This window comes from Pedobacter suwonensis, from assembly GCF_900111825.1.
Lineage (GTDB): Bacteria > Bacteroidota > Bacteroidia > Sphingobacteriales > Sphingobacteriaceae > Pedobacter > Pedobacter suwonensis.
In genome coordinates this window covers 332,942-353,004 of the sequence record NZ_FOJM01000001.1, presented here as the reverse complement: position 1 = coordinate 353,004, position 20,063 = coordinate 332,942, and the positions used below count along the sequence as shown (strand labels likewise).

At 39.1% G+C, this 20,063-nt stretch carries 20 protein-coding genes and 1 tRNA gene; 9 read left to right on the top strand and 12 right to left on the bottom strand.

Annotation, left to right across the window (positions count from 1 at the left end; all coding sequences use genetic code 11):
• Positions 1-98: 98 nt before the first annotated feature.
• The gene (locus tag BM107_RS01380; RefSeq protein ID WP_090979482.1) at positions 99-2,483 is read right to left on the bottom strand and encodes a TonB-dependent receptor; all 2,385 of its coding nucleotides are present in this window, start codon (positions 2,481-2,483) and stop codon (positions 99-101) included.
• 109 nt (positions 2,484-2,592) lie between these two features.
• Here BM107_RS01380 and BM107_RS01375 point away from each other — a divergent pair, with 109 nt between their 5' ends.
• Positions 2,593-4,047: a sensor histidine kinase gene (locus BM107_RS01375; RefSeq protein ID WP_090979480.1), complete on the top strand. Its 1,455-nt coding sequence runs from the start codon at positions 2,593-2,595 to the stop codon at positions 4,045-4,047.
• The gene (locus BM107_RS01370; RefSeq protein WP_090979478.1) at positions 4,034-4,726 is read left to right on the top strand and encodes a response regulator transcription factor; all 693 of its coding nucleotides are present in this window, start codon (positions 4,034-4,036) and stop codon (positions 4,724-4,726) included. The genes BM107_RS01375 and BM107_RS01370 overlap by 14 nt, the downstream gene beginning before the upstream one ends.
• 19 nt (positions 4,727-4,745) lie before the next feature.
• Here the strand turns inward: BM107_RS01370 and BM107_RS01365 are convergent, their stop codons facing one another.
• Positions 4,746-5,120, bottom strand: a complete 375-nt coding sequence (locus BM107_RS01365) for a winged helix-turn-helix transcriptional regulator (protein WP_090979476.1) — start codon at positions 5,118-5,120, stop codon at positions 4,746-4,748.
• Between the two features lie 98 nt (positions 5,121-5,218).
• Between BM107_RS01365 and BM107_RS01360 the strand changes: the two genes are divergently transcribed.
• Positions 5,219-6,196 carry an NmrA/HSCARG family protein gene (locus tag BM107_RS01360; RefSeq protein ID WP_090979473.1) on the top strand — a complete coding sequence of 326 codons (978 nt, stop codon included), beginning with the start codon at positions 5,219-5,221 and terminating at the stop codon, positions 6,194-6,196.
• Between the two features lie 57 nt (positions 6,197-6,253).
• Here BM107_RS01360 and BM107_RS01355 read toward each other — a convergent pair whose 3' ends face one another.
• Genes BM107_RS01355 through BM107_RS01345 form a run of 3 tightly spaced genes read right to left on the bottom strand, consistent with a single transcriptional unit; the run spans position 6,254 to position 9,446 of the window.
• A complete protein-coding gene (locus BM107_RS01355) occupies positions 6,254-6,790 on the bottom strand; it encodes a hypothetical protein (protein ID WP_090979469.1) in 537 nt (178 codons plus the stop codon).
• A 30-nt stretch (positions 6,791-6,820) separates the two neighbouring features.
• The gene (locus BM107_RS01350) at positions 6,821-7,450 is read right to left on the bottom strand and encodes a response regulator (protein ID WP_090979467.1); all 630 of its coding nucleotides are present in this window, start codon (positions 7,448-7,450) and stop codon (positions 6,821-6,823) included.
• Positions 7,443-9,446, bottom strand: coding sequence for a tetratricopeptide repeat-containing sensor histidine kinase (locus BM107_RS01345; RefSeq protein ID WP_090979465.1), 2,004 nt, complete (start codon positions 9,444-9,446; stop codon positions 7,443-7,445). The genes BM107_RS01350 and BM107_RS01345 overlap by 8 nt, the downstream gene beginning before the upstream one ends.
• 221 nt (positions 9,447-9,667) lie before the next feature.
• Between BM107_RS01345 and BM107_RS01335 the strand changes: the two genes are divergently transcribed.
• From BM107_RS01335 to BM107_RS01310, 6 genes are all read left to right on the top strand, one after another.
• On the top strand, positions 9,668-10,252 hold the full coding sequence (locus BM107_RS01335) for a hypothetical protein (RefSeq protein WP_134203627.1): 585 nt from the start codon (positions 9,668-9,670) through the stop codon (positions 10,250-10,252).
• Positions 10,253-10,262: 10 nt separating this feature from the next.
• Positions 10,263-10,892 carry a carboxypeptidase-like regulatory domain-containing protein gene (locus BM107_RS01330; protein ID WP_208864310.1) on the top strand — a complete coding sequence of 210 codons (630 nt, stop codon included), beginning with the start codon at positions 10,263-10,265 and terminating at the stop codon, positions 10,890-10,892.
• Positions 10,893-10,917: 25 nt separating this feature from the next.
• A complete protein-coding gene (locus tag BM107_RS01325; RefSeq protein WP_090979459.1) occupies positions 10,918-11,709 on the top strand; it encodes a hypothetical protein in 792 nt (263 codons plus the stop codon).
• Between the two features lie 168 nt (positions 11,710-11,877).
• Positions 11,878-13,059 (top strand): serine hydrolase domain-containing protein, encoded by a 1,182-nt coding sequence (locus BM107_RS01320; RefSeq protein ID WP_090979457.1) that lies wholly within the window; start codon positions 11,878-11,880, stop codon positions 13,057-13,059.
• A 24-nt stretch (positions 13,060-13,083) separates the two neighbouring features.
• Positions 13,084-13,950, top strand: coding sequence for a subclass B3 metallo-beta-lactamase (gene bla / locus BM107_RS01315; RefSeq protein WP_090979454.1), 867 nt, complete (start codon positions 13,084-13,086; stop codon positions 13,948-13,950).
• A 437-nt stretch (positions 13,951-14,387) separates the two neighbouring features.
• Entirely contained in the window at positions 14,388-15,179 is a 792-nt protein-coding gene (locus BM107_RS01310) for a hypothetical protein (RefSeq protein WP_134203626.1), read from the top strand.
• 116 nt (positions 15,180-15,295) lie between these two features.
• On the opposite strand, the gene BM107_RS01305 is transcribed toward BM107_RS01310, so the two are convergent.
• The 7 genes from BM107_RS01305 to BM107_RS01275 form a co-directional block, all read right to left on the bottom strand.
• Positions 15,296-16,033: a tRNA(His) guanylyltransferase Thg1 family protein gene (locus BM107_RS01305; RefSeq protein ID WP_208864309.1), complete on the bottom strand. Its 738-nt coding sequence runs from the start codon at positions 16,031-16,033 to the stop codon at positions 15,296-15,298.
• Positions 16,023-16,469 (bottom strand): AAA family ATPase, encoded by a 447-nt coding sequence (locus BM107_RS01300; RefSeq protein ID WP_090979450.1) that lies wholly within the window; start codon positions 16,467-16,469, stop codon positions 16,023-16,025. Before BM107_RS01300 ends, BM107_RS01305 begins: the two co-directional genes overlap by 11 nt.
• A gap of 71 nt (positions 16,470-16,540) precedes the next feature.
• Positions 16,541-16,625 (bottom strand) — tRNA-Ser (locus tag BM107_RS01295).
• A gap of 94 nt (positions 16,626-16,719) precedes the next feature.
• Positions 16,720-17,709 carry a YihY/virulence factor BrkB family protein gene (locus BM107_RS01290; protein ID WP_090979448.1) on the bottom strand — a complete coding sequence of 330 codons (990 nt, stop codon included), beginning with the start codon at positions 17,707-17,709 and terminating at the stop codon, positions 16,720-16,722.
• Between the two features lie 7 nt (positions 17,710-17,716).
• On the bottom strand, positions 17,717-18,124 hold the full coding sequence (locus tag BM107_RS01285) for an acyl-CoA thioesterase (RefSeq protein WP_090979446.1): 408 nt from the start codon (positions 18,122-18,124) through the stop codon (positions 17,717-17,719).
• Positions 18,124-19,155, bottom strand: coding sequence for an endolytic transglycosylase MltG (gene mltG, locus BM107_RS01280; protein WP_244278693.1), 1,032 nt, complete (start codon positions 19,153-19,155; stop codon positions 18,124-18,126). The genes BM107_RS01285 and mltG overlap by 1 nt, the downstream gene beginning before the upstream one ends.
• A 43-nt stretch (positions 19,156-19,198) precedes the next feature.
• A complete protein-coding gene (locus BM107_RS01275) occupies positions 19,199-19,969 on the bottom strand; it encodes a PASTA domain-containing protein (RefSeq protein ID WP_090979442.1) in 771 nt (256 codons plus the stop codon).
• Positions 19,970-20,063: the final 94 nt, after the last annotated feature.

Sequence of the window (20,063 nt, the reverse complement as noted above, 5' to 3'; positions counted from 1 at the left end):
AATAATTTATGTTAGCGTTTTTCGCCGTGTCAGATGGAACCATCAGACACCACGCAATAAATTAGTTTGCAAATAAACTAATGACCAATGAACTGGTTCTACTGTGCGCGTTTCTTTTCCTCTTCACTTGCAGAAGTACGTTTTCTGGCCGCTGTCGGGTTTCCGCCCAGCCGGTAAGAAAAACTCAAAGTAGCACTTCGCGTGTCGCTTTTCTCAACAAAGCCGTTTCGTTGGTTGTCATAATTTACATCAATACGATAAACATTACTATAGAAAATATCGTTTACTGCCAGCCTTAAAGTTCCTTTGCTTTTAAAGATACTTTTGCTCATACCTGCGCTTACATCATAAAGTTTTGCCAGTTTGTAAATGCCTTGTATGGTAGGCGAAGAGTACCATGCGCTGACTTCTGCCTTTAAACCATGGGCCTTATTTAAGGTAATGGCGTGGTTAGAACTCAGATAAATGCCCCAAACATGGTAGTCATATCTTGCTTGTAAATATCCCGACTTTTCCTGGCGATAAGAACCCTGAGCATAATTGTTAATTTCCCACCAATCGGCCGCTTTAATTGGGAAAGATGCTGAGAAACCAATCTCCTGGCTTAGATCCAGATTTCTCTGGGTATCATAAAAAAGTTTTGAGGTGTTATCCTGCACGGTAATATTACTAAAATAATCAACCACACGCCTGAGGTAAAATGAAATGTTATATTGTTGTTTGTAGGTATAACCCAGCTCGCCGTTGTATATAAACGCAGGTTGCAGGGCAGGGTTTCCTTCCAGGTAGGTGTAAGGACTGGTGTAAGATTTGAAAGGATTAAGTCTCCAGTATTCCGGGCGGCTGATCCTCGAATTATAGTGAAGATTGATTTCATTATCTTTATTCAGCTTATATGCTATAAAAACTGTTGGGAATAGCTTAAAATAGTGATTCTGATTATTGGTATTTAATGCAATCGACTTGCCATTTGTATAGGTATATTCACCTCTTAAGCCGCTTTCAAAACTCCATTTACCTGCATCACCAGTTATACTGGCATAAACGGCTGATATATTTTCGGCATACTCAAAACGGTCGCTGCGGCTGCTTACCAATTGCAGACCAGTAGCCGGATTGTTATAAAAATCAAAGCTGTTTCGCGTCCGGATGCTGCTATATTTTAAGCCAGACTCAAATGTCCATTTCTTCCAAAATTTATCCGTATAATCAATTTTTCCAGAGTAAATATCAATATTTTGATTAGACGGCGTAAAAATATGATACTGATTTGGTAGTGGACTACCATTACCCGAAATCCCATATGTATCCACCTGCTGGCTATTCTTATTCTGGTAAGGCACATAATCCAGATCCACATTAATATTCCGTCCGTTGGTATCTAATTTGATTTTGTAATTGAAATTAAAACTATATTGACTTGCTTTCCCATCAGAAACATTTTCGGTTTGCAGAATAGAATCTGGTAGTGCAGCGTGGTTGTTAACGATATTCGTTAGTGTACGGTTCGATCTGTTGTTTGCGCCGTTGTAGCCATTTACCAAAATACCGATTACCTGTTGTTTTGTAAGATTGTAATCTGCACCGATTTTATAACTATTGGCATTGCCCATGCGTATGCCTGATTTTTCATTCCTCCAGTCTGCATAATTTGCTGGTGAATCGAAAATAACATATTCGCTTTCACTATGATCTTTTTTACGGTGGCTGTAACCATAGCTGCCATACACATTTATCTTGTCTTTCCGGTAATTAAATACCATACTTGGATTGTAGCTGCTGTAAGTTGATCGGGTATAACCGCCGGACAGTACCGCATTATATCCATCACCCTTTGGCTTTTTAGAAATGATGTTAATTACTGCACCACCCTGTGCATCATATCTGGCTGTTGGATTGGCAATAATTTCTATCTTCGAAATATTATCGGATGGTAAACTGCGCAGATAAGCAGCCAAATCTTCGCCGGATAACCTAATCGGTTTATCGTCCATATAAATGACTACTCCTTTATTGTTAGCTGTTATTCCGCCATCAAACTTTGTTTGTACACCTGGAGCTTTACCCAATGCATCCCATACAGTGGTGCCGCTGGCTACAATACTATTTTCGACGTTGAATATAACCCTGTCAATTTTTCTGACAATAACCGGTTTTGAAGCCGATACCGTTACTTGCTCCAATGTTTTCTCATCACTGGCCATTATAATGATAACGGAATCGATCGGCAAATCAAGCCTTTTCGTCAGATTCTTATAGCCGACGGCCTGTAACGCTAAGTTGTAAGTGCCTTTTAATGACTGTGGGAAACTGAATAGACCTGTTTTAGAAAGCTGCACGGCTAAAGTAGAGTCTGCATGCCGAAGGCTAATGGTTACCCCATCTATGGGTACACCATTTTTATCGGTTACCAAACCTTTACGTAATTGAGCAAAAGCCATGAACGGGAGGCAGAAGAATAGGAGGAAGACTAACTTTTTCATGTTCCAAAACTAATGGCTCACCATGTAAAGCAAAGTTAAGCTCGGTTAAATAAGGTTAAATCTTCAATCTGTGCTTCCATCATTTAAATGATTTGTTCATTTTAGGGGAATGAAATGGCTCACATCCAGATATGTTTTTCCATTGGCGGTAATTACACTGGCCATCAGCCTCTGTTTGCAGTGTGCATGGATTAGACAGTTGTACGTGGCACAAAAAAAATCGGTTTCCACAGAATTGGAATCCATAGTCAGTGATGCCTCCAAGCAGATAACCTATCGAAGTATCGCTAAAGGACACGAAAAAAGTGGCCGTTTCCAACAGTTTTTCCTTTCTCAGGAGTGGTTAGCATTAAGGCAGGCCTTTGACGAACTAAAGGTTGATAATTTGCGAAGCCAGTTCCATTATGGGATTACCAATGATAGCTCCGTTGTAGAAATGAAAATGTCGTTTCTTAATGATGCTAAATTAAAATTCGATCATAAATCTTCAGCTGTCACTAATGGAAAATCGCAACGGGAAGTTTTATTGCAAGATCAGCGTGACCTAAAGATAATGGATAGTTTGGTAAACCATCGGCTGGATCATTTGGGTTGGCATATCAATAGAAATTATGCACTTTATGACTATTCGGACGGGAGGTTGATAAAGGGACAGCTGCCTGCTCAAACCGTTTCTTCTTTCGTAAGTGGTAAATATACCTATAACCTTAAGTTTCAGAATAGGTATCAACTTATTGTTCCTTCGATTACCTGGCTGATTGTTTTTCAAATGCGGTATTACCTTATATCATCTTTTCTAATGCTCTTCCTTACGGCCGCAGCCTTTTACCTGCTTATCAGGCTGATGAAAAACCAGCAGCTTTATGCACAGGCGAAGTTAGCTTTTACCAGTAATATGACACATGAGCTACAGACCCCGATTTCAACAATTTCGGTAGCCCTGGAGTCCATAAAAAAATATCATTTAATAGACCAGCCGGAAAAACTGGAGAATTACATTAACATCAGTGTCCACGAATTACAGCGCTTGCAGGCCATGATCGAAAAGGTGCTTAAACAGGAGCAGATGGACCTGGGAGAAACAAAATTGCAGTTCAGCCTGATTGATATACAGCCGATACTGCAACAGGTCATTCAAGCGATGGAGGTACAGGTACAAGAGAAAAATGCTTCGATTATCTTTTTGCCGATAGATGAACCGTTATTTATCAAAGGCGATGCCATGCATATTTCGAATGTTTTTTACAACCTGATTGATAATGCGGTAAAGTATTCTCCCCCTCATGCTAGAATTGATGTTTCCTGTAGTATTGCTGGTCATCAGTTAACAATCAGTTTTAAGGATAATGGCCCCGGGATAAATGAAATTTATCAGCAGCAGGTTTTTGAGCGTTTTTTCAGGATTTTTAATCAGGATAACATACATAACGTAAAAGGATCTGGTTTAGGTCTTCACTATGTAAAACAGGTGGTAGCGTTGCATGGTGGCCGTGTTGAGTTGTACAGCAAAGCAGGAAAAGGATGTAATTTTATGGTTATTTTGCCTTTGTATGAAGAAAATTAAGGTTTTGTATGCAGAAGATGAGCCATTTTTGGCACGTATTGTTTTTGATGGCTTAAGCAGTAGCGGTTATGACGTAAACCTGGCTTTGGATGGACAACTGGCCTGGATGCAATTTCATCAAAACAAACCCGATATCTGCATCCTCGATATCATGATGCCGCATAAAGATGGTTATACGCTGGCTACCGAAATCAGGAAATCGGACCCCGACATTCCGATAATATTTTTAAGCGCAAAAGCACTTACCGAAGATGTAGTGAAAGGGTTTAAAAGCGGGGGAAATGATTACCTGAAAAAGCCATTTAGTATTGATGAATTGCTGGTGCGCATGGAATCACTTTTAAACAGGTTTGGTGCAGTGAATAAAGATGAAAATGAGCTGGATAAAAAATACCGGTTCAGAAACTGTGAACTAGATCCTGTTGGCCAAAAGCTTAAAACTTCTGTTGGCGAATATTCGCTGTCTTATAAAGAGACCGTTCTGCTCGAATTGCTACTAAAGAACCGCAACAACATTTTGGAACGTGAGGATGCATTGATCAAAATTTGGGGTGAAGATAGTTTTTACAATGGCCGTAGCATGGATGTTTTTATGGCGCACCTTCGCAAGCTGTTAAAAACCGAACCTGAAGTTCAGATCATGAGTTTAAGGGGAGTGGGTTATAAGCTGATCTGTTGATTACACCTATTGAATGCAATCAACCTTTGATAAATGCTCCATATTCGTTCGCCACATAGTTGCCACAGTTTGTAATGGCATCCAATACAGAAATAAAACTTTTTCCAAATTCAGTTAAATCATAAATAACTTTAATGGGAGGTTTTTTGCCATATACTTTTCGAAGCACCAAACCATCTTTCTCCAACTTCTTTAACTGAAGGCTCAATGTCATTTCGGTAATGGCTGGCATTTCCTTACGAAGCTCGTTATATCGTTTAGGTCCGCTTTTTAAATGATACAAAATTACGGCCTTCCATTTTCCACCGATCAAGTCCATTGTCAGGCTTACCGTACAAGGGTATATTTTGCCTTTTAATTCCACATAATCGCCTACACATTCTGCTTTTATCATTTTTTCCTTTAGCTATCTATTTTGATAGTTATTGCAAATGTAGATTACTCAAAATACTTTTGCAACTATAATAATGATAGTTTAAAAAGATCAGGCAAATGTTATATCATACAATAGAAAACCAGTCAACTTCGAAAAAGGAAAAACCCGTTGTTACCATTGTTGGCATATTGGGTAAACAAGGTTACAGTGTTGCCCATACACTGTTAGAAAGCGGTGCATACCATATACGAGGCATAACCCGCCGTGTTGACGTTCCTGAAGCAGTTAAGCTTACAGATCAGGGCGTTGAACTTATAGGCTTACCGCTCATCCCCGGCTATAAGAAAGAATTTACAGAAGCGTTGCGTGGCACCGATAGTCTTTTTCTAATGACACCCAACATTGCCCCACCGGCTACCTACGAATTTGATTTGGGTAAAGAACTGGCAGATGCAGCCGTTGAAGCAGGAGTACAGCAGATTATTTTTAGTAGTCTGGAAAATGTAGATAAGCTAACAAACGGAAAATTATTTGCACCTCATTTTACAGATAAAGCCAGAGTGGAAGCCTATATCCGTACGCTACCAGTTCGGAGTTCATTTATCTATATGGCATTCTTTTTTACCAACTTAATGGAGTTTTATACCCCTCAATTAATAGGCGATACGCTCGTATTTCCGATTTATTTACCAAAGGATTTTGCTGCGCCTTTCGTAGATCCGCTTACTGCAACAGGACCTGCAGTTTTAGAGATGCTGTCCAATCCGGATCAATATGATGGTAAATCATTGCCCGTAATCGGCGATATCATTTCACCACAGGAAATGGTTGATACCTTTACAAAAGTTACAGGAATAAAAGCCGAATATAGTTCCGCATACGAAAGGCACGAAATGCTCCGGCATTTTCCGGAATTTGCGTCGAATGAGATTTTGGTACGTGAGATTTTAGGTATGGCAGAATTTGCCGTTGAATACGGTTATTTCAGTAAGGACCGGGATCTGGAATGGAGCCGACGGATCGATCCTGGCACCTTAAACTGGGAAGGCTTTCTACGCAAAACCAATTGGAAAGGTCAGAAACTGGTATACTAAAAAAAACAAGTGAATTTAATAAAGATGTGGTCGAGCTATAGAAACCCCTTTCCAAAATCAATTGACGGCTGCCCCCATGATCTCATTTGTAATCGACAAACATTTAAGTAGGTTTTTACTGTCAAAAAGAAGGGTGATAAAACGATCATCCTTCTTAAAATACAATTTTAAACCTCTGGGATATAGACTGCCTTCTCCCAGCTTTTCTTTCCTGATTTTATACTTACTGAACTTTAATATGCTTTCTTGAGGACTTGTCTTATTCATTACCAGATTAAATGGCAGGCCCGCTACCTCAATAGGTTGATCATCAGCTACGATAAAAAACATTTCTGTAATGGTTTTGTCTTCCCTTAGGTTACAGTATAGTTCCAGCCCTGATTTGGTTAGCCATTTTGCATAGGCATCGTCGTTGGCATCCTCATAGAAAACAGCTTTCACACCTAATACTGCAGAGATTTTCTCTGGCGTTTGAGGGAAAATAAACTCCTTATTTTTATTTAAAAGGGTTTTAAGTCCGGCATTTTGCTGTGCAAATGAAAATAATGACAAAAGCTGAAAGAACAATGTCAATTTATACGCGATCGTTTTCATAGGGTAGGGGAAATAAATATTAGTGTAGTTTTACAACAATTGTTGCTGGTGAGCGGCTGCTATTAGTTCGGCCACATTCTTCACTTCGAATTTCTGTATCAGGTTTCTCCGGTGCGTATCTACTGTCAGCGGACTTAAAAATAGTTCCTGGGCAATATTCTGACTCGTTTTTCCTTCTGCTAAAAGTGATAGGATCTGCTTTTCCCTTCTGGTGAGCTGTGGCGTATTGCGCAACTGGTTTTTAGTCGGACGGCTGATAATTTCAACTACTTCCTTACTGTAACAGATATTTCCTGTTACTGCTGATGCAATGCACTGCCGAAGTTCGTCAAGTGAGCTGTTCTTGAGCAGGTAGCCACTGGCACCGTTCTGTATGGTTTGCATAATAATACTCCGCTCGGTATGATTGCTCAGAATGAGTATGGTGATGGTCGAAAATCTTTCTTTGATCATCTGGCAAAGGTCCATTCCATTGATATCCGGCAGGGTAACATCCAGCAGTATCAGATCTACCGGCTTGGTGTTTAAATAAGAAAGTAGCCCCGTGCCTTCTGAAAAACCACCCACAATTTCCAAATTAGCTTCATTTTTAAGCAAGGTTTTCAGTCCTTCAATAACAATAGGGTGGTCATCTACAATAACCGTACGCAGTTTATTCATTGATATTGGTTTTAAGTTCTATATCTATACTTGTTCCCTCGCCAGGAGCAGAATGCACTTCAAATTTCCCTTGCAAAAATGCGATACGGTTCTTCAGGTTATCCAGTCCCATTCCCTTCTTCTCCGAAAGCGTGGCCATATCAAAACCCCGGCCATTATCCTCAAAAGTGATGAAAATAGTATTTTCGTTTTGGCTGCACTGCAAAAGGATGTTATCTGCCTGCGCATGCTTGATTGCATTGGAGATAAGTTCCTGCACAATCCGGTAAATATTGAGCTGCACATTCATTGCAATATTTTTTTGAATGCCAAACATTTCAGAGGTTATGCGTAATCCATCACGCATATAGAACTCACAAAGATCTTTCAATGCCGTTTCAAGCCCAAATTTAAGTAGCGTATCCGGCACCATATTGCGGGCAATGCGACGTAACTCCGTAACTGAAGTATCTAGTTGTCCGATAATGCGATGCAGGTCCTTATCGTTTGAGATCGCCGGTTGGGTATCTGTCCAGCCTGAAAGACCAATTTTCACACCCGATAGCATCCCGCCTAAGCCATCATGAAGATCCCGGGCCACCCGCTCTCTTTCCAACTCTTCACCTTCAAGCATGGCTTTGGTAATCTTCAGCTGCTGTTTTCTCTCCATTTCATTCAGCTGTTGCTTGTAATTAATCTCCTTTTGTTCTGCCAGTTTGCGTCTGTTCCTTGCGGTGAGCAGAACGAATACCAATAAAAGAAGCAGAAAAAGGCATCCTAACCCAAGTATAAACTTATACAAACGTTCGTTGCGGGCATTGAGCTGTACCTGCTTATTTTCCGATTGAAGGGTCTGTATTTTTTGCTGATTTTTCGCGGTTCTATATTTCGTTTCCAGTTCATTGATTTTTACCCTGGTCTGGTCGTTGGTTATGCTGTCATTACTCTGCCGGTATTTACTTAGCCAACGGTATGCCTCTTTATAATCCCCCAGCTTTTCATTTACTTTGGCCAGTTCCGAATAAAGCATGGCCCGGTCATTAATTTTGGCAGTTAAAGTACCTTCCTTAATGATATCCAGTAAAATTTGTCTCGCTTTTACATAGTTTTTTTGCTGCTGATAAATCTCATATCGGCGGAAGAAAAACTGTTGATAGAGTTGTTTCTGGTTGTATTTCTTGGCAAGCGTAATGCCTTTGTCTATACTCGCAAGTGATTTGTCAAATGACGATTTTGTGAAATAGTAAAGCGATTCATTATAATAGTATAGCGGATAATTTAAAGAGGAAGGATAGGGCTTTAGTAACTGTTGTGCTTTTTCCAAAAGCACATGAGCCCTGTCGGCCTTGTTATCGTAACAGTAGATACTTACCCCGGTAAGATAGGAAAATAACAGATCGGTATCAACAGCGCCTTTTTTTTCCAGTAAAGTTATGGCTTTTTCATTATAATCTGCCGCTTTTGAAAATTGGTAGTTATTCATCAAAATAGTGGCAAGCTGTGTATAATAATAGGCAATACGTTTTGGGTCGCCGGTTTTCTCTATAATGGGAATAGACTTTTCCAAAGTTATTTTTGTGATAAAATCATAGCCCATTTTATCTACGTTCATGATAGCGTAGTTATACCAGGATGCAGCCTGCTTGGCGTAGGCAATTTTCGTGTTAAATGGCGAAAGTGCTTCTGCGGCTCTTTTAAAAGCATCGGATGCTTTCGGTTTATTCCAGTTGAAATAATATTGTCCTTTATAAAAAAGTGCCAGTGCCTTTAAATATTTATCGTTTTTTGCGGCAGCTGTACCTGCTTCCAGATAAGCTTTACTTTTCAAGGTATCTTTGAATTTCCAATATTCTACTAAGAGAAAATTCGTATTTGCTCTCGAGCTGTCTGGAATTTTTTTCTGTAGAATATGCTTCAGGCTGTCGAGATAATGCTGCTCATTAAGCGGAACCTGCTGTTGGCCAACAGATTGAAATGAGATCAAAATCGCTATCAGGAATAAAAAAAATCTGGTCATGCTTTAAAATTTACACCATTTGCCAGGCTGAAGAGGAGCTGATCTCGCCAGTAAGCAAATTTATCGTTAAATATCATACATAATTCTTTACCCGCCATCATTTCATCCGGTAGTAATGAAAAATACCTGAAAACCAGTAGAAGAAAAACGGTAAAAACCGGTATTTCTTTTGGCCAATACTTGCAATAGCTTTGCCCTTATACCATAAATAGCATAAAACTATGAAAATATTATCCTCGAGAGCTTTTTTAACTAAAGCTAAGCCGATCCGAAATCCATCAGGCAGTTTTTGGGCAATCCTTTGTTTGATCATGATCATCACATGCCTTTCGGCATGTTCTAAAAAAGATGACGGCGTTGTTGAAACTACCGGCGATTATTATCTCCGTGCAAAAGTGGGCGGTAAAGCGATCAATTTCTATAAAGTTAATTTTCAGGGCGGGGGCAATGATAACCGGTTCGAGCATATCGTTATTGGTGGTCACGAGACTTCTTATCCCGCATCTGGCCCCGTGTCGCCTTCCTTGGACTTTGAGATCTGGAAAATTGGCGGCAATATTACCCCGGGTACTTACGCTACACCTGCAGAAAATATGATCGCACGTTATGCTATCCAGAAAAGTGATGGCACGCTGATTTACAATACTTCTTATGGCGACGATGTATTTACCGTGAAAATTGAGGCCATAAGCAAAACCGGTATCAAAGGAACTTTTTCCGGTACGGTAAGAAACCTGGCCGGAGAAGCCATCAGCATTACCGATGGTACATTTAATCTTCCTTACGAAACAATCATTAATCCTTAATATCAATATCATGAAGCTTAAAAAATATGCCCTTACACTTTTTTGTATGTTATCAGCAATAACAGTGGTTAATGCCCAGTACAAAGAACCAGAGAAAAAAGATAAAGCAGAGATCTTCCGGCCGGAAATGCCTTTCGACTCTTTGCTGGCAAAAAAGATGCTGGCTAAAGGCACGGCCGTTATCAAGGGGGTTGCCTATACCAAGCAGAAACATCCGTTAGGCTATAGCGTTCCCTTTTCTCCACGCATACTTGCCAATAAAATTACCGTGGTTCTACTCCCCGTAACACCTTATTTTGAGGAATGGTACCGACTGAGAAAAGATAAAGAGAATATCAAAAGAAAACGCTTTGTTTACCTCTCTGACCAAGCTTACCGTTATAGATTGGAAGCCATCACCAATAGCGACGGTGAATTTACGTTCCCGGATATGAAGCCAGGTAAATATTTTTTACAAGGTATGTTAGATTATACGCTAAGAGGTACTTATAATGCCTATACAGGTTCGGGTTATAACGATTATGGCGGAAGAACGGATTATTATCAGAAGAAAGAATATTTCAAAAACATCCAGGACCGCATTGAAACATTTGTGGAGGTAAAGGAAAACGGCGAAATAGTTAAGGTCAAATTACACTAATTGATAACTCATAATCTCCAGTCCTATGAAAACAGCAAAAATAAATATAACAATAACAATTTTAATACTATTGATTTCAAGTATTGAGGTACATGCCCAACTCGGCGGATTGTTTGAAAAGGCCAAAGAGAAAGCGGAAAAAGCTCTTGAAAAAAAGATTGACAAAAATGCCGCATCTAAGAAATCTAAAGCAGCAATTAACTCAGGAAGCGGCAATGTTGCTATTGGGGATTCGGTTCTGTTTGCAGAAGATTTTTCTTCATTTGAAACCGGTGCGACAGCCAATAGTTTCAAAACAAACGGTGTAGCTAATATTGTAACCATGAATGGTCAAAAAGGTAAATGGATGGATGTAAAAGATAAGGCAATTTATAAATTTTCCCGCCAGTTCAATTACCCTAAGCAATTTACCTTAGCTTTTGATATCATTGCAAAAGCAGATCAGATCAAAGACATTGCTCCAATGTCGTTCGGCTTTGCAGGCGATAACAGTGTCAGCCAGCATGATAGCAATATCGGGACCTATGTACAACTGCATTATTACGATACCGACCAGGTAAATATCGGCAGTGATAAGCCTAAAACATTCGTGAGTACCACCTTTGACCTCGAGCCATGGCTCAACCGTCCACTGCATGTTGTGTTATCGGTAAATGGTGATCGAATGGCGGTATATCTTGATAATGTTAAACTTGCCGATACTGTGCTTTTCAGTCCTACAGCGGCTAAAAACTTTTATATCTCGGCACCATGGCAATATGATAATGATGCGAGAGTACTGGTCAGTAATTTTCAGATTGCTGGCTTTACGAAATAGTCATTACGGAATCCCAAAAAAAACGTATTCTCGACGGATAGTGTAGCGGATTGAAGAGATCTTTGAACCGGGTTATTGAAATGTAGTTAAAATGATGGGAATGCTAAATCAGATAAAATTAAATGAACCAATCATGAAATTTTTAATTTAAATTTAGACATCAATTATATGAAGTATTACAGGTACATCCTCCTTTTTTGCTCGGTTACATTATTGCTTGTTGCAAATGTTTATGCACAAGGTGATACCTCAGGAAGCACGAACATTGATAGCCTAATTACAAAACGAATGGCTGAGAGTGGTATCGTTGGACTCGGTGCAGCCATTATTATTGATAAAAAGGTAGCGTGGAAAAAAGGATACGGATTTTCTGATCGGGAAACGGGAACCGCTTTTACTACCTCGACTTTAATGAACATCGCTTCGGTTTCCAAAACGGTAACTGGTGCCTGCCTCATGAAAGCAGTAGAGCAGGGTAAACTGTCACTAGACGTGGATATCAACCATTATCTTCCATTCCAAATCCGAAATCCATATTTTCCCGATGCTAAAGTAACGCTGCGAAATTTAGCTACCCACACTTCAGGACTGACTGATCGATATCCCTTTTATACCGATAGCCTTTACTTTAATGGAAAAGATTCGCCACAGGAACTGGGTAATTTTCTTCAGCAATATTTTATGCCGGGCGGGCAGTATTATTCGAAAGAAAACTTTCTGAACCATAAACCCGGAACATTCCGTGAGTATTCCAATATCGGGGCAGCGCTGGCAGGTTATATCGTGGAAATCAGAACTGGTCAAAAATTGAACGAATACAGTAAAAAATACCTGTTCAATCCTTTGAAAATGAATGATACTGGATGGTTTTTGTCAGAAATAGAGTTGAAAAAACATACCAAACTTTACGAGAAAAAGGATCATAAAATTCAGGAAATCCCTTTGTATGGTTGTATCACCTATCCTGATGGTGGCGTGCGCAGTTCGGTAGATGACTTGACCCATTTCTTCATTTGTCTGTTAAATGATGGAAAATACCAAAACAGGCAGGTGCTTAAGGAAGAAACGGTTAGAGAAATGCTCAGGTTTCAGTTTGATGAAACCTATACCCCTGAAAATGTAAAACCTAAAACATTAAACTCAGGTATTTTCTGGGCAACAAAAATGGGAGCAAAGAGGATTGGCCATAATGGATCTGACCCTGGAGTAAGGGTTTTTATGCTTTCTGATCTTAATAAAGAAGTCGCAGTTATCTTATTTAGCAATACTTCTTTGAGCGAACAGGAAGAAAATAAATTCTTCGAAATATATGAAGATCTTTATCGCTATGGCCTCGAAATTAAAAAATAAGAGATTAAATTGTCTTAACCATATATGAAAAAAATCCTGTTGCTGATCTTCATTTCTCTTTTGCACTGCACCATAAAAGCGCAGGAAGTACTTGAGCCATCCTCAAAAAATCATCCTGAATGGTCAAAACCTTTCCCGCCATTTCGCATTGTGGGTAATCTGTATTATGTAGGCACAGCCGACCTGGCTTGTTATCTCATCGTTACGCCAAAAGGAAATATCCTCATCAATACCGGACTGGCATCGTCTGAGAAGATGATTAGGGAAAGCATCAAAACGCTGGGTTTTAAACTTTCAGACACTAAAATCCTATTGACGACGCAAGCTCATTTTGATCATTTGGGCGCCATGGCTGCTATCAAGAAATCGACAGGCGCCAAGTTTATGGTCGATTATGCAGATGCGCAGGTAGCTGCTGATGGTGGCCGCTCTGATTATGATCTGGATGGTAAGGTTTCAGTTTTTAAACCTGTAAAAATAGACCGCATTTTGCACGATAAGGATATCATCAGTCTTGGAGGAATGGAATTAGTCATGCTTCACCACCCCGGACATACCAAAGGCTCGTGCAGTTTTTTGTTCACGGTAAATGACCAAAACAGAATATACAGGGTGCTGATCGCCAATTTACCGACTATTGTAACAGACAGAAAGTTTACAGATATTCCGGCTTATCCGCATATTGCAGAAGATTACGATTATACGTTACGTAGTATGAAAGACTTAAAATTCGATCTCTGGGTAGCCTCACATGGTATCCAATTTGATCTCCTCAAAAAACACAAACCTGGTGATTCCTATAATCCGGCTGCTTTTATGGATGTGAAAAACTTTTATGATTATCTGGATGAATTGCAGGTGGAGTATGATAAGAAAATGGAAAAAGATTAAAAGATCACCTACTAAAGCACGGTGTTACCTCACCAATTGGACTCTATGGAGAATTAATTTATCGATTTAATGAAAGCAGGAGTTCATTTTACAATTGCCTGGCTTTTCTATGTCGTTCTTCTCGGGTTAGCATTTTAAAATATTTCCTGCAAGGATTGATCAAGATTGATAAGTATTAATGAGCATACAAGTCAGGCGGCGGCTAAGACTTTTAGTACGAAAACCTGCGCTAGAGTGGGAAACTGAAATAAACGCTAGTTTATGCTATCTAATCAATGCTGTAAAAAAGAGGTCTAGATTGTTACAGTAATTCTCATGCTAAGGGAAATAACTAAGATGGTTAATTTTTTAATCCCAATAACTACAATGGCATATTACTTGAGCAGCAATTTATATCTACTAGGAGATATAAACCCGTTTTAAAAACAGTTAAACTTTTGAATAAAAATCTGCGCTTAATAGAAAAAATTTTCCTCATCGCGTATGCTTCCATTTGGTTGTTAGTGTATCTTTTGTCAAGGTTTTTTCTGGAAATATATACAGACGACTTACCCTCATCAATGTGGAAATGGTTGTTTATACTCATCGTACCTTTCAGCCTCTACGCAACGGTGAGAACAGTTTTTTCGAAAGAGTACAAATGGTATTCAGCAATCGGGCATTTTGTGATGTATACTCTTTTAGGTCTGTTTACAGGCAATTACATTGTTGTTAACGGTGATATTCTGATCAGTTCAGCGATCAAAACCCCAAGTCTTAAAAGGGCGGAGGTGATAGAGGTTCGTAAGGTATTTTACAAAAGTAGTTTCAACTCTACTTCGGTAACACTAAAAATTGCTGAAAAAGTTGATACCTTTCAGGGTAGGCCATTTGTTTACTTTTACCTCAAAAATAGAAAAGCTGTATCAATCAGGTGTGGAAGATCATTTCTAGGCAACGAATATGCCTGCACAGTTGGTATAGAAAGTTGCGAAAAGCTTGGTGCGAGGTGGATGCATTTCAAAGATCAAATCTATCGTGTACGGATTGTACTCGCAATAATGCTGTTGGTGATAGTAGCTGGATTTTTAGCATCAATAAAACTGCAGAACAATACGAAAACTGAAACATTAAAGATCGGTTTTTGGAAACTGATGGGAATTGTAATGGGAATTCTCTTAGCAATTTCTTTGCTTTTTTATGTCGGTCTATTTGCCTACGTGAAATTCTTTTCTGGTAAACATTTTTAAATATTTCCTGCAAGGATTGATCAAGATTGATTTAATGAAAGAACAAGTCAGGCGACGGCTAAGACCTTCGGCACTAAGACTTGCGCTAGAATGCAGTTATTCCCCGAAAAAATCACTTATAAAATGATGGTATTCTTCCCCCATCGGCAACTCGAAATCTGTATAAAGAAACTTTTTATCTGAAAATACATATTCACTGGTTTTGGGGTTAAATCCCTGTTTTTTTGTGGATCGCCAATAAAGTCCAATCCCTCTTTTTTGCCAGGCTGGTAAATCGTTGAAATGATGCCATATTGAAAAAGTAATTCGTTTTTGGCCGAAATACTTAATCCCTCAATTTTGTTTGAAGCTTGACTTCTGGTATGGTTATCCTGCCTCAGTCGCCAATAACAATGGGCATTTAAGGTATTTCTATGAGCATCTTCGCTGCGCCATCTGAAATAGTCTTCAACTAATTTTTTGTTTGGCAATTCTGAAATACGGCAGTCAAATGCGCCAACGCTTCCCAAAAGAGAGGAGAATTTAGCACTGGCTTCGCCAGCCAAAACAGAAATATATTTCCTTGTCTTTCGCCCAATAACATTTTCATTGGGGTGAAACAGCAGGGATATTTCATCGCTTTGCGTGTAACCGTAAATGATATTAAAACCGCAATTCATCAAATGTTTTACGGTCTCGATCATCATATTCCGGAATTTTTCATCAAACGGAGCTTCAAACTGGTGCACTTCCTTGGTAAGTCTGGTAAAGCCGCGGCCATCAATTCTGGCAACCATGTACATCGCAGGTAAAATACATCGATCATTAGCAGTTTCATAAACCCTCATCTTTGCATCTAAATCATTAAACTTCATCTGACCATGGTTTTATAATAAATATATCATTCTCAGCACTCACATAATAAAGTTCATCAAAGCCCTCACTAATTGATGGTAAATTTAACCTTTTAAAAGTTCCTCTTATACCAATCTCAGGGATTTTCTCTTTACCAACGCGCTGATTATTACGATCGACAGCATTACTTAATTTGGATTGAAAATAATAGCCGATTACTTTGAATTTGTTTGCTCTGGCAATGCTGATGTACTTTGCTCTCTCTTCTATAGAGGGGTTCGTATTATCTATCACGAAAGGCTGAGAAGTAAGGATGCAGGTTTCAATAAATCTGAGTTCTTTATTCCTCGTGTTTAATAAGTCCAAGGAAATATGTACATGCGTTTTAAAAAACCGCTCTTTAAAAAAAGTGGTTTTTCCAGTCGCCTGGATGCCACAAAATATAATTGCTTCCATTCTCCTAAAGATTCGGCCTCGTATATATACAAAAAAAGGAAGAATTAATTTAATTCTTCCTTTTTTTGATGCGGAGAGCGAGGGATTCGAACCCCCGGACCTGTTACAGTCAACAGTTTTCAAGACTGCCGCATTCGACCACTCTGCCAGCTCTCCGCTGCAAAAGTACAAACTCAGCTTAACTCTGCAAACTCGGAAAGCTTTTTTTTTATATAAACTTGATAATTACTTAACACAGAGGGAGAAAAAATTATTTCTTCTGTATATTTTCTTCAATCGGCTCCGATTTTTTGAACAAATTGAACGTCGGGCGGATAATTTTCACACTCCGTTTACTTACATCAACACTGGCATTCAGTTCGAAACCAATCAATAAAATGAGCGAATTGAGGTAAAGCCAGATCATCACTACGATTAATGTGCCGATAGAGCCATACACCTTATTATAGGACGCGAAATGGTTAATGTAAAAAGAAAATCCCCAGATGGTAAGAAAGGCCAGGATGGTAGCCAGCCAGGAACCCGCACTAAATAGGCGCCATTTTTTTGTATGTGAGGGTCCGTAGCGGTATAAAATAGAGATGGTAATGAAATAAAGGATGGCCAATAAGGCCCAACGGGTAAATTTGATGGTATAACTCAAAAAATTGTCTTTCAGGTGCAGTTCATCATTGATTTTGTTGAGCAGGATTTCACCTAAGGCCATCGCACTGATGCAAATGATGATGGAAAAACAGATAATCAAGGTAAGTATAAGCGCGATTAAACGTTGTTTGATCCAGCTTCTGGTTTCGATGATTAAGGATGATTTATTAAAAGCCTTCATCAGGTTTTTAACCCCGTTGGTAGCAAAAAACAGCGCCGATAAAAAACCAAAAGATAATAAACCCCGGTTTTGATTTTTAATGATGTCTTTCAATGTCGCTTCAAAGGCGTCAAATGCATTGTGCGGCAATACCAGCTGGATTAAATTTAAAAGCTGATCCTGGAAACCTTTAATGGGAATAAAAGGAATTAAGGTGAACAAGAAGATAATCCCCGGGAAAATGGCCAGCATAAAACTGTACGCCAAAGATGATGACTTGTTTACCAATGCATCTTTTCCGATTTCACGAAAGAAAAATGTAGCTACAGTATATAACGGAAGAGGGCTAAAACCAGGCAAAATACATCCTTTGGTCCATTCAATAAATCTAGAATAGAGCTTAAGGTTTAATAGCTGCCGGTGTAACCATTCCATTATTTGATTAATTAAAAAACACCGATAATTTCTCCATAAAATTTTCGGGTGGATTTGTCGGTTTATTTTTCTTCATGTCAACAAATACCAGCGTGGTTGAACCAATGTTAATCAGTTCTTCCTTTTCATTATAAAGTTCGTACTCAAAAAAGATCCTGACACCTGGCAAGGTTTTGATGATGGTTTTTACAGTAATTTCCTGATCGTAAAGGGCAGGTTTAATGTATTTGCACTTTAGTTCCAACACAGGCATCATAATCCCGGCAGCTTCCATTGAGCTATAGCTCATGCCTAAACTGCGCAACATTTCTACCCGGCCTACTTCGTAGTACTGGGCATAATTGCCATAATACATATAACCCATCTGGTCGGTTTCGCCATAACGAACCCTGATTTTTGTACTGTGACTGAACATTATTTAAATATATTTCTTTTGTTTAAGGCCTCGCGGTATTTCCGTGCATTAACCTCATGTTCTTCTTTGGTTTCGGCAAAGTTATGGTAACCCGAGAAATCTTCCTTGGCACACATGTAAATGTAATCGTTGTTGTCGCGGTTCAGTACAGCATCAATGGCGTTTATACTCGGCATCATAATCGGTCCTGGAGGTAAACCCGCATATTTATATGTGTTATAAAGCGATTGTACCTGCAATAATTTTCCGGTTACTCTTTTCACTGTAAAATCGTTATTGGCAAAAATCACCGTCGGATCTGCCTGAAGCAATATGCCTTTATTTAAACGGTTTAAATACAAACCTGCTATAATCGGCATTTCCTTATCATAAAGTGCCTCAGCATCAACGATTGAAGCCAAAGTGTACACCTGAGCTGGTGTAAGGTTTAAACTTGCAGCTTTTTGTTTGCGGTCTGCTGTCCAGAATTTTTCGTATTCCTTGTGCATGCGCTCAAAAAAATCGACCGGTGAAACATTCCAGTACATTTCATAAGTGTTCGGAATGAACATGGCATACACATTATCCTGATTAAAGCCATACTTGCTGATCAGCGCTGTAGAATCCAGTACTTTGATAAAACTTAGCGAATCAGCTTCCAGATTGTTGGCCAGGTAGGCAGCAAAGTTTTCTTTTTTACGGATGTTTTGGAATTTCAATTTAACGGGATCCTGGTTTCCAGCTTTGATCATGTTAATTAAAGTCCGGTTGGTCATCCCTTTTTTCAGGCGGTAACGGCCTGGTTTAACGCTTGCAGCTAAATTCATTTTCCGCGCGGCAGCTGTAAAAGAAGAAACGCTATTTAAGAGATCTTTCTTTTTGATTTCCGAAACCAGATCATCAAAATTACTTCCGGTTTTGATGTATAAGTATTTTTGATTTTCGGTAACGTTAGGGGCAAAGTAAAGCCTGTAAATATTCAATGTAAAGTAACCGGCAATTAAGACAACTATAAGCGCAATCACGAACGCTGCTTTTTTGCCTGTACTCATATTTTTTTTTTCTACTTCAGTCATCTGTAATTAAGATACGTGTTTATGGTTGTTTGTTAGATAGCGTAATATTAATTCTGGTGCCTATAGGCACTTTGGTTACCGAATCAAGCAGCATCGGGTCTTGTTTAACAATAATGGCTGCAGCACTATCGGTAATCGGCCCATCGTACAGGATATTGCCTAAACTTAGGTTCGATCCCCTCAAGCTAAATTTAGCTTCATCAATGGTTAAGCCCATCAGTTGCGGAATATCTACTTCTTCGTTTCCACGTCCATCACCCAATACCAGGTTAATCCTTGACCCAACAGGCACTATTTGTCCCGCTGTGATTGGTTGGCCGCCAAAAGAAGCTTCTAATACCACATCACGGCTTACATCAGGTTTATAGGTAGTATCGCCAAGTTTTAATCTCGAACTCTCTATAATCGCCTGTGCTTCTCTTAGTGTTTTAAACGCAATATCAGGGAATTTTGTATTCGGTGTTTTGCCCGCGTTAATGGTTAAATAAATGGTTCGGTTATCTTTAACGAAAGTATTGGGGTCAGGATCCTGATCAATCACTATTCCAGGAGGCTGATCCATGATAAAAACAGAATCTACTTCATATTTTAGCCCGGCATCTTCCAGTTTCTTCACAGCCTGCTCGAAAGACAAACCTTTTACCATCGGTACATTAAGGCCCTGGCCGTGTTTGGTATAATATCTTAAACTAAAAAAAGCAATCAATAAAAGAACTATAACTGTTACTATAGCGGCTAAAATGTTGTTTCTAAACGATTTGGTTTTTAAATACTCTATAAATTTAGACATGAATCTTAATTTGGGTTATGCGTACAAGCTCAAATGTAACTATTTTAAATGATGGATGGGATGATCGAATCTATTTCTTCACTCAATCGTTCAA

What these genes read in the sequence shown, in the direction of transcription:
- BM107_RS01325 (WP_090979459.1), top strand. Translation starts at nt 10,918, where the DNA reads ATGAAAACAGCAAAAATAAATATAACAATAACAATTTTAATACTATTG.
- bla (WP_090979454.1), top strand. Translation starts at nt 13,084, where the DNA reads ATGAAAAAAATCCTGTTGCTGATCTTCATTTCTCTTTTGCACTGCACC.
- BM107_RS01330 (WP_208864310.1), top strand. Translation starts at nt 10,263, where the DNA reads ATGAAGCTTAAAAAATATGCCCTTACACTTTTTTGTATGTTATCAGCA.
- BM107_RS01355 (WP_090979469.1), bottom strand. Translation starts at nt 6,790, where the DNA reads ATGAAAACGATCGCGTATAAATTGACATTGTTCTTTCAGCTTTTGTCA.
- BM107_RS01375 (WP_090979480.1), top strand. Translation starts at nt 2,593, where the DNA reads ATGAAATGGCTCACATCCAGATATGTTTTTCCATTGGCGGTAATTACA.
- BM107_RS01380 (WP_090979482.1), bottom strand. Translation starts at nt 2,483, where the DNA reads ATGAAAAAGTTAGTCTTCCTCCTATTCTTCTGCCTCCCGTTCATGGCT.
- BM107_RS01300 (WP_090979450.1), bottom strand. Translation starts at nt 16,469, where the DNA reads ATGGAAGCAATTATATTTTGTGGCATCCAGGCGACTGGAAAAACCACT.
- BM107_RS01290 (WP_090979448.1), bottom strand. Translation starts at nt 17,709, where the DNA reads ATGGAATGGTTACACCGGCAGCTATTAAACCTTAAGCTCTATTCTAGA.
- BM107_RS01275 (WP_090979442.1), bottom strand. Translation starts at nt 19,969, where the DNA reads ATGTCTAAATTTATAGAGTATTTAAAAACCAAATCGTTTAGAAACAAC.
- BM107_RS01345 (WP_090979465.1), bottom strand. Translation starts at nt 9,446, where the DNA reads ATGACCAGATTTTTTTTATTCCTGATAGCGATTTTGATCTCATTTCAA.
- BM107_RS01305 (WP_208864309.1), bottom strand. Translation starts at nt 16,033, where the DNA reads ATGAAGTTTAATGATTTAGATGCAAAGATGAGGGTTTATGAAACTGCT.
- BM107_RS01370 (WP_090979478.1), top strand. Translation starts at nt 4,034, where the DNA reads ATGAAGAAAATTAAGGTTTTGTATGCAGAAGATGAGCCATTTTTGGCA.
- BM107_RS01320 (WP_090979457.1), top strand. Translation starts at nt 11,878, where the DNA reads ATGAAGTATTACAGGTACATCCTCCTTTTTTGCTCGGTTACATTATTG.
- BM107_RS01365 (WP_090979476.1), bottom strand. Translation starts at nt 5,120, where the DNA reads ATGATAAAAGCAGAATGTGTAGGCGATTATGTGGAATTAAAAGGCAAA.
- BM107_RS01335 (WP_134203627.1), top strand. Translation starts at nt 9,668, where the DNA reads ATGAAAATATTATCCTCGAGAGCTTTTTTAACTAAAGCTAAGCCGATC.
- BM107_RS01360 (WP_090979473.1), top strand. Translation starts at nt 5,219, where the DNA reads ATGTTATATCATACAATAGAAAACCAGTCAACTTCGAAAAAGGAAAAA.
- mltG (WP_244278693.1), bottom strand. Translation starts at nt 19,155, where the DNA reads ATGAGTACAGGCAAAAAAGCAGCGTTCGTGATTGCGCTTATAGTTGTC.
- BM107_RS01285 (WP_090979446.1), bottom strand. Translation starts at nt 18,124, where the DNA reads ATGTTCAGTCACAGTACAAAAATCAGGGTTCGTTATGGCGAAACCGAC.
- BM107_RS01350 (WP_090979467.1), bottom strand. Translation starts at nt 7,450, where the DNA reads ATGAATAAACTGCGTACGGTTATTGTAGATGACCACCCTATTGTTATT.